The sequence below is a fragment of the Paenibacillus sp. FSL R10-2734 genome (genome assembly GCF_037963865.1).
Taxonomy (GTDB): Bacteria; Bacillota; Bacilli; order Paenibacillales; family Paenibacillaceae; genus Paenibacillus_AQ.
Window position 1 is genome coordinate 1,865,405 of sequence record NZ_CP150170.1, and the last position, 12,201, is coordinate 1,877,605.

The window sequence follows — 12,201 nt, forward strand, 5'->3', positions numbered from 1 at the left end:
AAAATAGAGAAAATAATTTACAGAATCGAATTTAAGTGATATCTTGATTATGTAGAAAAGAAGCCGTTCACATCTTAAGGGGGATTATCAATGACACTCAACAAGTTCCACGGAATTATAGCAGCCTTCTATGCTTGCTACGATGATCAAGGAAATATTTCGGAATCCCGGACGCATGCCTTATGTGATTACTTATTTGAAAAAGGTGTTCAAGGTGTTTATGTGGGAGGCAGCTCTGGAGAATGTATCTACCAGAGTCTGGACGAACGCAAAGCGGTGCTTAGCTACGTAGCTAACAACCTGAAAGGTAAAATGACGCTGATCGCCCATGTGGGTGCACCTTCTACAAGAGACAGCATCGAATTAGCAAAACATGCGGCGAGCTTAGGATATGATGCACTATCCGCAATTCCACCTATATATTTCAAATTACCTGATAGTGCAGTCTCTAAATATTGGAGCGAAATTATGGAGGCAACTCCACTACCTTTCATTATCTATAACATTCCTCAGACTACAGGATATACACTTTCGCCAGCTTTGTTCGAAAAACTTCTTACTAATAAAAAGGTTATTGGTGTTAAAAATTCTTCTATGCCGACTATGGATATTGAACGATTCAAAAGAGTTGGTGGAAAAGATGTAGTGGTATTTAATGGACCGGATGAACAATATGTAGCGGGAAGAATCATGGGAGCCGATGCAGGCATTGGCGGCACTTATGCTGTTATGCCGGAGCTGTTCTTGCAAGCTAATAAATTTGTACTTGGCGGCAAGTTTGAGGAAGCAGGACAAATTCAAAGTGATATCAATGATATCATCATCGCACTTTGTTCGCTCAAGGGTGCCATGTACGCGGGAATCAAAGAGATTCTGAGCTTAAGAGGCGTAAACATTGGTAGTGTAAGAGCACCGCTTGAAGGTATAGCGGCTGAAGATGCTGCTCCAATCGCAGATATTATGAAACTGATTGATCAAGCCATCGAAAAATATTGTGGCTAATACAAAGAAGAGAACGATTGTATGCTTTGGCGATTCTAATACTTGGGGCTATGACGCAGAGACAGACCATCGATTTAATGATGAAATACGATGGACTGGCCTGCTCCATACAGAGCTAGGCGACGCTTACCGTGTCATAGAAGAAGGGCTTCCTGGTAGAACCAGTGTCAGTGAAGATCCATTATTTGAAGGGTTAGCCGGAATATCATACCTCTATCCATGCCTCATGTCACATGCACCACTAGACTTGGTTGTGATCATGCTTGGGACGAATGATACGAAAGAAAGATTTGCACTGACTTCTTATAACATCGCACAAGGTATCGTCAGACTCGCTCTTAAAGCTAGAGCGAGTGGGGCGGGACTAGATGGAAAGGCTCCAGAAGTGCTAGTAATCGCACCGCCCCCTATTGGGGCAGCGTATATCCATACTCCTATCGGTAAGTCAATGGGAAGTAATTGTAGCGAGAAATCTATAGAGCTTTCTGAGCATCTTGCAGCTTTGCTTACGGGGACAGATATTCACTTTATGGACTCCAGAGAAGATGTATCGATGAATGAAATTGACTATATGCATCTGGATCAGCAAGGACACCGGAATATGGCAGATTTAGTTCAGTATCATGTCAAACGGATTTTAAATTAGGGGAGGATTATCAATGAAAAAGAAGCGTTTACTCTCGACAATGGCTGCATTAATGGTAATTGTTTCACTAGTTTCAGGATGCTCTGGTAATAACGCAGCAAGCTCTAACAAATCCGATACTACTTCTAAATCAGGCAAGGAAAAAGTGGCCATTAAAGTATGGCTGACCCCTCAATGGAAGGGTGTTGTGGATGCAACAGAAAGCGGTGCTGACTATGATAGCTTCCTTAAGGCCGCTGCTGAGAAATTCAAGGCACAATATGATAAATATGATGCTGACATTCAGGTCGAAGTTATTGCCGGAGATCAGCGCGACCAACTCCTCAATGTTAACCTGAGCGGAGGAACTCCGCCGAATGTCTTCTTTGAAAGCGTATTCCCAATGGGCGATTATGTTCACCGTGGAGCGTTGGAGCCTTTGACAGATATCATCGATGAGGACGCAAAAAGTGATATCGCACAAAATTACTGGGATGCTGTAACGTTTGGAAAAGATGTCTATTTCTATCCATTCCAACACAATCCAGGCACCTTGGTTTATAACGCAGACATGTTTAAAGCAGCAGGTTTAGAAAAGTTCGTTGGTGGAGAATCAGAAATCAAGACTTGGAACTTGGATGAATATCAACAAATCTTGGATGGTCTGAAAAATGATCTTCCGAAGGACAAATATTCAAATGCCTACCCAATGGCATTGTACGCAGTGAATAACCAAGGAGATACATGGAATCTTGCATACTTAAGAATGTTCGGCAATCAGTTCTTTGATGATAAAGGAAACATTATTCTGAATGATGCGAATGGAGTTAAAGCTGCTACATGGCTGAAAAAACTATATGACGGTGGATATACAAATCCAGGTGCAGAATCTGTATCCTCTAATGATGCCAATGCCATGTTCCAGAATCAGCAGCTAGCGATCAGTTTCACCAATCCGATCTTGTTCAATGGAACAAAAGCAAATATGGAATCCGGCACGTCTCCAAAGTTTGATATACGTCTTGCTAATATTCCGTCTGAAAGCGGAGATCCACTATCCTTTACTTATGTAGTGGGTGCAAGTGTATTCAAGTCTAAAGATGCGAAGAAGACTGAAGTCGCTAAAGATTTCGTGAAGTTCTTCTCAAGTGATCCTGAACTAGTTAAATCTTCTAAGAATGGTATTCCTGTGAGAAGCTCCGTGGCCGAAGAACTTAAATCGGAGAATCCTCTCTTTGCTGCTTATGATGCCAATTCAAAATATTTGTTTAACTTCACGGGCAACGTTCCAGGATATAGCCAATTAAGAGAAGTTTTGTACCCTGCTCTTCAGGCACTTTACATGGGTTCTAAAACACCAGAACAATTTGTAGAAGAGTATCAAACGAGTGGTAATAAAGTGATTGACACGAATAAAGCTAGCTCTGTAATTTTCCAATAATCTAGGACAGATAAACAATACACGATTAACAGCCTTTAGAGTCTGAAGAGGCTCCAGGGGCTGTTAATTAGAAAGGTAAACGATATGAAACTACGTAGTAATTACCTAAAAGAGAATATTACAGGTTATCTGTTTATTTTACCTCAGATGATAGTATTCTTAGCCTTTCTTGTCTATCCGATCTTAGAAGGGATGCGCCTGAGTTTATACCAAATTAATTATGATAGTGAGAAGTTTGTGGGTCTGGCGAATTACACCACACTGTTTAATGATCCGGTATTCTTCAAGGCTATCTTCAATACGATTATATTCGTTGTCTTTATCGTCCTACTTACAGTGGGCTTTGCATTATTTGTAGCCTCGGCTGTATTTGATAAGAACGCTAAGTATGTCTCCTTTATAAGAGGGAGCTATTATATCCCGGTCATGGTATCCATGGTGGTTATGAGTATGGTATGGAGCTTCCTGCTGAACCCTGCTAACGGACTTATTTCTTTTATCTATAAAGATATGGGTCTAGGGACAATCAATCTTCTAGGAAATCCAAAGACGGTTTTGCCAGTAGTTATCTTTGTGACCTTCGCGACTAACGTGGGCCAAGCCATTATTCTGTATATAGCTTCGATGATTGGTGTATCTAAAGAGCTTTTTGAAGCAGCAGAAATCGACGGTGCAAGCAGATGGCAAGTGATTACGAAGATCCTCATTCCTTCTGTAGGACCAACAACGACCTATATTACGATTATCAATATTATTGCTGTTCTAAAAATATTTGTAGTCATCCAGCTGTTAACCGGCGGCGGACCGAACAACTCATCGGTAACCTTGATGTACTACCTTTACAATAATGCATTTAAGTACAATCAACTCGGTGTAGCTTCTGCGGTAGGCGTTATCATGTTCGTGATTACATTATTATTATCTGTGCCTCAGTTAAGAAGCATGATTAAGGTGAAGTGAGGGGGAATACAACATGACGAAGATAAGAAATAAGAAGAAGAGAGAGAAGTTTGATGTGATATCGAATGTGGTCATTGTCCTCTTCGCACTCCTTAATCTTTTTCCATTATATTGGTTATTCACAAGTTCTCTCAAGAACAGTTCAGATGTTGTAAAGATGCCTCCAGACTGGTGGCCTAAATCGATTACTTTCTCCAACTATGTGGATGTATTTCAGAACCAACCTGCTTTAAGATGGACGTTTAATAGTATTTATGTCTCAGGCGTATCAACGATTATCGTTATTATTGTAGGCTCTATGGCCGCTTACGCGTTCTCAAAAATCAATTTTAAAGGTAAAGATATCATCTTCATTATCTTCATATCGAGCTTGATGATTCCTAAAGAAATTATGATCGTACCTTTATTCCGGATTACACAGCAATTTGGAATGGTGAATTCCTATAACGGTATGATATGGCCGAACGTCGCGGGTGCATTTGGAGTGTTCCTATTAAAAGGATTCTTCGATTTAACCCCTAACGCTTTAAGAGAAGCCGGGAGAATAGATGGTGCAAATGAATGGAGAATCTTCACTCGCATCATGGTGCCTATTATTAAACCTGGTATTGGAGCTTTATTTATTCTAAATTTCGTGCAAGTCTGGAATGATTATTTGTGGCAACTGGTGATTGGCCAAGAGAACAAAATGAAAACATTAATGGTGGGTACTGCGACCTTAATGCAGGATTTAAATCCTAATTTCGCTTATAAAATGGCCGGAGCCACAATTGCTGCAATTCCGATGTTGCTAGTGTTCATGTTATTCCAACGGTTCTTCACCAATGGGATCACAGCTGGAGCAGTGAAAGAATAAATAAAGATGCGGAGTGGGTTACTGATGAATACTGAAAATAATGTACTTAAAAAGATAAAACATAAACTAGTCGTCTCCAGTCAAGCCTTACCCGAAGAACCGCTGCACAGTCCGTTTATTATGGGAAGGATGGCTTATGCAGCATACTTAGGCGGTGCCTCAGGCATTCGGGCCAATAGCGTAGCGGATATTCAAGAAATCAAGAAAACAGTGGATCTACCCATCATTGGGATCATCAAAAGGGTATACGAAGGTTCTGAAGTATTCATTACACCAACCCTGAAGGAAGTAGATGATCTTTACCGCGAAGGGGTAGATATCATTGCTATGGATGCAACGGACCGGATTAGACCAGATGGATCTACCATCTCATTGCTCTTTCCAATTTTAAAAGAGACCTATAAAGATCAACTGTTTATGGCAGACTGCTCCACATTTGAGGAAGCGGCTAAAGCCGTTGAACTGGGATTTGATCTTGTGGGAACTACCTTAAGTGGATATACAGAGTATACTAAAGACCGGACCCTCCCAGATTTCGAGCTAGTCAAACAAATCGTAAGCAGCTTCTCTGTGCCTGTGATAGCCGAAGGTGGCGTTTCCACTCCCGAAGAACTGAAGACAATGTTCGATCTTGGTGTTTATTCAGCAGTAGTTGGTTCAGCGATTACAAGACCGATGGAGATTACCAAAAGGTTTGTAGACGCTATTCAGTAGATTGCCGGAGAGGGTAGATAAGGATGAGAATTCTCGCTGTAGATATTGGCGGTACCAATACCAAGATGTGTATTTGCGATAAACAGGGAAATGTGGATGACTTCAAGGAGCATGCAACAGAAAGCCACTTGGGAGGGCCGCATGTAATCTCAAGATTGCTTGATAAGATTGCAGAATATGATAATTTTGATGCTATTGCTATAAGTACGGCCGGTCAAGTCAATGCTGAAGAAGGATTTATAGTCTATGCTAACGAAAATATACCTAGATATACTGGGATGAAGATTAAGGATATTGTCACAAATCATTTTCATAAACCTGTTATGGTAGAGAACGATGTGAATTCAGCAGCATTAGGCGAGGCTAACTATGGTGCTGCCCAGAGCTTTAACAATTTCTTATGTCTGACCTTTGGAACGGGCATTGGCGGTGCGATCGTAATGAATCGCCAAATCTATAAAGGTGCTAATGGGGTAGCGGCTGAATTTGGTCATATCTTTACACATCCATTATCGGATGAGGTGGAGGGACTGCCGTTTTATGAAAAGTATGCTTCAACTACGGCCCTAGTGAAGATGGCTCAGCAGGCAGATCCTGAATGTATCGATGGAAAAGTCCTATTTGATAAAATACACAAAGGGAACGAGCCTCTGAAACAGATTTTGGATTCATGGGTCACTGAGGTGTCTGTGGGTTTAGCTTCTATTATTCATATTTTCAATCCATCCGCTATAATTATTGGAGGCGGCGTTATGGAACAAGAAGATTTGGTTCATAGGGTAGAAGAACGGACGAAGTCTTTAATTATGGAAAGTTTTGCAGGTGTGAGAATTGTTAAGGCCTCACTTGGGAATAAGGCAGGCTTGCTAGGCGCTTCCTCTTTATTCGCACATTAAACCATTGTAAAGGAGGGGCTTATTTGCGAACAATCAGTATTTTTACTTCTATTCATTCCAAGTACAATAATTTGACGAATACGGAGAAGAAGGTAGCGGACTACGTCCTGGAGAACACGAGAAGTGTTGTCTATATGTCGATTACTGATCTTGCAGATGCGTGCGATGTAGGGGAATCAAGTATATTTCGATTTTGCAAATCTTTAAGTTATAAAGGGTATCAAGAGTTCAAAATTGCACTTGCGCATAGTATTACTGTGGAGAATGAGATCCCGCAGCTTACGGATCAAATTCTAATGGATGATTCTACCGAAGCAGTGGCTTCCAAAGTGCTGACCTCAAATGTAAGTGCACTGAACGAGACCTATAATTTAATTGATATACAGAAGATTAATGAAACTATTGATTATATGATTAACGCGGAACGCGTATTATTTTTCGGCGTTGGCTCTTCTTTAATCACGGCTATGGAAGCCAAAATTAAATTTATGCGCATTACAAACAAAACGGAATGTTTGATGGATTCACATCTTCAGATGATGTCGGCAGCGCTGATGTCTGAGCGTGATGTCGCTGTAATCATTTCTTATTCCGGCTCAACTAAGGATAGTATTGAGGTCGCAAGAAAGGCGAAGGAACGAGGCGCTAAGGTGGTGTCTATTACGAGATTTGAAAAATCACCTTTAACCTCGTATTCGGATCTTACCTTACTATGTGGTGCTAATGAAGGTCCTCTGCAGGGTGGTTCATTATCTGCTAAGATCTCACAGCTCTATCTGCTGGATATTTTATATGTAGAATATTTCAAAAAGACTAGTGAGCAGTCTATTATCAATAAAGAAACAACAGCTGCGGCAGTTAGTGAGAAGCTCCTATAAGTGCGAGTTCAAAAAGTATGGTTTTCAGCACCGAGAAGATTGGATGAAGGTAGAAACTGAGGAGCGGAGCGTAGTGGAAGCTTTTGTGAGCACCGGAAGTTTCGCCTGAATTCAATATTCGATGTCGAGTAAGCTTCTTGGGCTACTTCGTGATCAAAAGCGGACTTTTTGAACAACCTCTGTAAGCGAATTGAGATGTGAGGAGAATGAGACAATATGATCTTAGGTTCATTGTCATCTTGGGAAGAGCATAGCAAATATGAGAATTCTGTCATTGTAGAGGCTATTGAGGAATTGAAAGTCATCTTACAACATGATCCAGATCTCGGTCGAATCGATATCCGCGGTAACGAGATATACGTTTCGATTATGGCTTTTGAGGCGAAGTTGCTGGAGGAACAGGTTGCTGAAAAACATGAGACCTATATCGACGTTCATTATCTGATCGAGGGTGAAGAAACGATCGGTTGGTCCCCCCTGCAAGAAGGGCTCGAGGCTACTAAGCCTTACGATGCGGAAGCAGATTATGCGCTTTATCCTCCGTCAGCCGAAGAGATTTTGTTAACTTTGGAGCCGGGTATGTTCGCTGTCTTTTTCCCGCATGATGTACACAGACCGGGTATGGGTCAACCGGGCACGAACATTAAGAAGGCTGTTATAAAGATCCACGTAGGGTTATTAAATTCATAGATTTTTCGAGCAGCGATTCTCTTTTTATTGGAGGATCGCTGCTTTGTGTTTTCGGTTATCAATAGCTTGCTTAGCGCCAATTAAGAAGGGAAACAGGCGTAGATAGATAATTCGGGAAAAACTCCCTGAAATTCAGCCAGTTTTGCTTATTTGACGGATAATTAGTTATGATGAACGAAAGGCAGCCCCTGTTCGCACACCGTAGGTTAAAATGGAAGTTGAAGGACAACCATTTCAGAGCTACATGCGAAAGGAGCTGTTAATATGAAGAATACCATAAAATACGTAGGTTTGGATGTATCAAAAGAAAAAATTGCGGTGGCGATTGCAGATGAGGGTCGAGAACCCGCACGATATTATGGAGCCATATCTCATACCCCAGATGCTGTGGCTCGAATGATTCGGAAAATCAAAGGTACAGGGATTACACTGGAGGTCTGCTATGAAGCCGGGCCTACGGGGTACGACTTATATCGCTGGCTGACGAAAATGGGGATTTCCTGCGTGGTAATCGCACCTTCGCGTATGCCACAGCGTCCCGGCGATGCTATAAAAACCGATCGACGGGATGCTGAAAAACTGGCTCAACTGCACCGCGCAGGAGAATTGACTGCGATCCATGTGCCGACTCCTGAACTCGAAGCCTTAAGAGATCTCATTCGTGCACGAGAAGATGCTAGGCAGGACTTACATCGGGTTCGGCAACGGCTCATTCATTTTCTGTTGCGTCACCAAATTCACAAGCCAGAAGGCATGAAAAAACGTTGGACCAAAAGGTACCGGGAATGGCTGTCTATGTTGAAGTTTAATAATGTAGCTCAAGAAAAAGTTTTCGCGGAATCCCTGCAACAGCTCCGGGAAGTGGAGGAGCGAATCAAGCGACTTGAAGCCGCAATGCGAGAAGAAGCACAGATCTGTCCATACGCACCTGTCATTCAAGCGTTGCAAGGTCTGCGGGGAATTGCCCTGCTGACGGCTATGACTTTAGTTGTCGAGATTGGAAATTTTGAGCGTTTTCGTTCACCGGCTCAGCTCATGAGTTACCTGGGACTAGTGCCACGGGAGTATTCATCGGGAGCAAGTACCAAAAGAGGAAGTCTTACAAAAACCGGAAATTCCGGTGTGCGACGTGCACTGGTGGAGTCCGCATGGAGTTACCGTCACCGTCCTGCAGTTAAAGGAGATTTAGCAGTGCGCTTAGAGGGTCAGAGTGCTCATGTCCATGAAACGTCGTGGAAAGCCCAAGAACGGTTACACAGCAAGTATTTAAAGTTAGTCAGACGTGGGAAACACCGAAATTTAACTATGGCTGCGGTAGGTCGTGAGTTAGTTGGATTCATCTGGTCAATAGCGGTAGATGCAGAACGGAAAATGGCGTAGGTGAAATGAAAAAAACACAAAAAGTATACCCAAAAGATTTGAATTCTTGGGGCATGGAGACAAAGAGAAAGGTACGAGGAGAATCCGTGAATTCCCTATGCACAGGATCCCAGATCTGACGTGCGAAATTAGTTTGCGGAAGCTCCTTCGACGTAGGCATAATATGTGGTAACCAACCCACGGATAGCAGATTGCCAGCCGACGACTCGCATTTTGTCTCTGTGCCCAAGGAATTGAAAACCCTTTGGTTTAAAGGGGAAAACAGGGGTATTGACTAATTCGTTCATAGCAGGGAATTCATCCCTATAATTCAACTGATTCGTCGGTGAATATAGATATTACCCTGATTTTTAGGGAGGAATTCCCCAATCTAATCATTTAAAGCAAGTATCGGCTATAATCAGGGAGATTTTCCATAATTACTCTCGAAAAAGAATCCGTCACATAAGTAGGCTTCTCTAATTTTGTGACAGCCCCGTCTATTTTCATTTACAAACATTATAACGTTATATTTACTTCATGTGCTTTTCGTGGTATTTTAAACATTATAATGTTATATGGGAAAAGGTGAGAACACTGGATGAAAGATACGTGCTCCGTCAGGTGAAACGAGTAAGCGGAGAAGAGATCGACATTGTAATCGAGAGTGGAAGGATAGCTGAGATCACCCCGGCAGGCGAGGGCCGTGGGGGACAGGAGTGGGAGGGTTCAGGCGCATACGTATCCAGTGGTTGGATTGATATGCATGTGCATGCTTTTCGTGAATTTGATCCGTATGGTGACGAGATCGATGAGATCGGTGTCCGGCAGGGAGTAACAACGCTCGTCGATGCCGGAAGCTGCGGGGCTGATCGGATAGGTGATCTGGCCTGGGATGCATCGCAGGCTAAGACGAATGTGCTGGCGTTCTTGAATATCTCGCGGATCGGACTGCTAAGAATTGACGAATTATCCAACTTGGAATGGATCGATACGGAGAAAGTCCTGCAATCCGTTCGAACTTACGGGGAGATGATCGTGGGACTAAAAGCTCGGATCAGCAAAAGCGTTGTCGGCGCCAGCGGAATTGAGCCGCTGCATATTGCACGAAGCCTTTCAATGGAGACGGGACTGCCGTTAATGGTACATATCGGTTCAGCACCGCCAGATATCAGAGAGGTTATGCCTCTGTTGCAGCAAAAGGATATCGTGACCCATTATCTCAACGGAAAAGAGAATAATTTGTTTGCTGCGGACGGGCAGCCGCTTCAGGTACTGACGGAGGCGATTGACCGGGGGGTTCATCTGGATGTAGGGCATGGAACAGCAAGCTTCTCATTTAAGGTAGCTGAAGCTGCTAAACGTAACGGCATTGGACCGAATACGATTAGCACGGATATTTATCGTGTGAACCGAATGAAGGGACCTGTCTTTAGCATGTCTAATGTACTTTCAAAGTTTCTAAGTTTGGGCTATGCTCTGGATGAGATTGTGGCAGCGGTTACTTCCAATGCGGCAGAATGGTTGGGCAGGCCGGAGCTAGGCCGAATTCAGGTAGGTGATCCTGCAAACCTGACCCTGTTCACCTTGCAGCAAGAATCTGCAGTGCTTGTTGATTCTGAAGGGGAAGAAAGAGTGACGGATAAAGTAATCCATGCAAAAGGAGTGGTTATGGGTGGCGAATTCATTAAATGCGAAATACGGGCTTAAACGAGTAATTAATGCAAGCGGCAGAATGAGTATTCTGGGGGTATCAGCTCCGTCTGACACTGTGATGGAGGCGATGAAGCAAGGCGGACAGAGTTATGTGGAAATAGCGGATCTGGTGGATAAAGCTGGGGATTATACGGCACGTATTCTCGGTGCTGAAGCAGCGATTATCGTTAACTCAGCTTCCAGCGGTATTGCGTTGTCCGTTGCGGCGCTAGTGACCCAAGGCAACCGCCGCCGGAGTGAACGTTTGCACCAAGAAGCCATTCCACGTAATGAAATCATCATTCTGAAGGGACATAATGTCCAGTACGGAGCTCCGGTGGAAACGATGGTCTATCTAGGTGGAGGAAAACTAATTGAGGTCGGTTATGCGAATGAAGGCCGAGCCGAACATATAGAGGACGCCATTTGTGAGCAGACGGCTGCCATTCTGTATGTGAAGTCCCACCATGCGGTGCAGAAAAATATGTTATCCGTTGAAGAGGCATGGGAGATCGCTAAGCGTAAAGATATTCCGTTAATCGTAGATGCAGCAGCGGAAGAAGACCTCTGTAAATATGTGAAATACTCTGACCTGGCGATTTATAGTGGTTCCAAAGCCATAGAAGGGCCTACATCCGGTATCGTCGCCGGCAAACGTAAATATGTGGAATGGGTTAAGGTCCAATTGTATGGAATAGGGCGCAGTATGAAGGTCGGTAAGGAAACTTCCTTTGGTCTGCTACAAGCTCTGGAAGAATACATGGTCAAGGAAGATAAAAGTGACATCGAGCAAGCGTCTTTGCAAGGATTAATGGTGTTGAATGATCTTCCGGGAATTCGTGTAACGATTGTGCAGGATGAGGCGGGTCGTGCCATCTATCGCGGCCGAGTTCAGGTTGATCCACAGCAGGCCGGAATTACGGCGAAGGAATTGGTGGAGGGGTTGCAGCAGGGCGAGATTGCGATTTACACCCGCGATTATGGAGTGAAGCAGGGGTATTTCGATATTGACCCACGGCCACTTCTTGGGGATGATCTGCTCGTGATCGTAGACAGCATTCATAAATTGATAGGGGGACAATAAG

General features: G+C 43.3%; 12 protein-coding genes. All 12 read left to right on the forward strand.

The window, feature by feature from the left end; genetic code table 11:
- The first annotated feature begins 90 nt into the window (after window positions 1-90).
- The gene (locus NSS67_RS08325; RefSeq protein WP_339319118.1) at window positions 91-1,002 is read left to right on the forward strand and encodes a dihydrodipicolinate synthase family protein; all 912 of its coding nucleotides are present in this window, start codon (window positions 91-93) and stop codon (window positions 1,000-1,002) included.
- Window positions 995-1,648 carry an SGNH/GDSL hydrolase family protein gene (locus NSS67_RS08330; RefSeq protein ID WP_339319119.1) on the forward strand — a complete coding sequence of 218 codons (654 nt, stop codon included), beginning with the start codon at window positions 995-997 and terminating at the stop codon, window positions 1,646-1,648. Before NSS67_RS08325 ends, NSS67_RS08330 begins: the two co-directional genes overlap by 8 nt.
- A gap of 13 nt (window positions 1,649-1,661) precedes the next feature.
- Complete coding sequence (locus tag NSS67_RS08335; protein ID WP_339319120.1) at window positions 1,662-3,068, forward strand: sugar ABC transporter substrate-binding protein; 1,407 nt, start codon at window positions 1,662-1,664, stop codon at window positions 3,066-3,068.
- Between the two features lie 84 nt (window positions 3,069-3,152).
- The gene (locus NSS67_RS08340; protein ID WP_094872745.1) at window positions 3,153-4,028 is read left to right on the forward strand and encodes a sugar ABC transporter permease; all 876 of its coding nucleotides are present in this window, start codon (window positions 3,153-3,155) and stop codon (window positions 4,026-4,028) included.
- A 13-nt stretch (window positions 4,029-4,041) separates the two neighbouring features.
- Window positions 4,042-4,884, forward strand: coding sequence for a carbohydrate ABC transporter permease (locus tag NSS67_RS08345; protein WP_339319121.1), 843 nt, complete (start codon window positions 4,042-4,044; stop codon window positions 4,882-4,884).
- A 24-nt stretch (window positions 4,885-4,908) separates the two neighbouring features.
- Complete coding sequence (locus tag NSS67_RS08350; protein ID WP_339319122.1) at window positions 4,909-5,598, forward strand: N-acetylmannosamine-6-phosphate 2-epimerase; 690 nt, start codon at window positions 4,909-4,911, stop codon at window positions 5,596-5,598.
- A 23-nt stretch (window positions 5,599-5,621) separates the two neighbouring features.
- A complete protein-coding gene (locus NSS67_RS08355; RefSeq protein ID WP_339319123.1) occupies window positions 5,622-6,494 on the forward strand; it encodes an ROK family protein in 873 nt (290 codons plus the stop codon).
- Window positions 6,495-6,517: 23 nt separating this feature from the next.
- Complete coding sequence (locus NSS67_RS08360; RefSeq protein ID WP_339319124.1) at window positions 6,518-7,372, forward strand: MurR/RpiR family transcriptional regulator; 855 nt, start codon at window positions 6,518-6,520, stop codon at window positions 7,370-7,372.
- A 216-nt stretch (window positions 7,373-7,588) separates the two neighbouring features.
- Window positions 7,589-8,062 (forward strand): YhcH/YjgK/YiaL family protein, encoded by a 474-nt coding sequence (locus NSS67_RS08365; protein ID WP_339319125.1) that lies wholly within the window; start codon window positions 7,589-7,591, stop codon window positions 8,060-8,062.
- 264 nt (window positions 8,063-8,326) lie between these two features.
- A complete protein-coding gene (locus tag NSS67_RS08370) occupies window positions 8,327-9,442 on the forward strand; it encodes an IS110 family transposase (protein ID WP_339315492.1) in 1,116 nt (371 codons plus the stop codon).
- Window positions 9,443-10,018: 576 nt separating this feature from the next.
- The gene (locus NSS67_RS08375; protein ID WP_339320542.1) at window positions 10,019-11,131 is read left to right on the forward strand and encodes an amidohydrolase/deacetylase family metallohydrolase; all 1,113 of its coding nucleotides are present in this window, start codon (window positions 10,019-10,021) and stop codon (window positions 11,129-11,131) included.
- Window positions 11,097-12,200 carry a DgaE family pyridoxal phosphate-dependent ammonia lyase gene (locus tag NSS67_RS08380; RefSeq protein ID WP_339319126.1) on the forward strand — a complete coding sequence of 368 codons (1,104 nt, stop codon included), beginning with the start codon at window positions 11,097-11,099 and terminating at the stop codon, window positions 12,198-12,200. Before NSS67_RS08375 ends, NSS67_RS08380 begins: the two co-directional genes overlap by 35 nt.
- Window position 12,201: the final 1 nt, after the last annotated feature.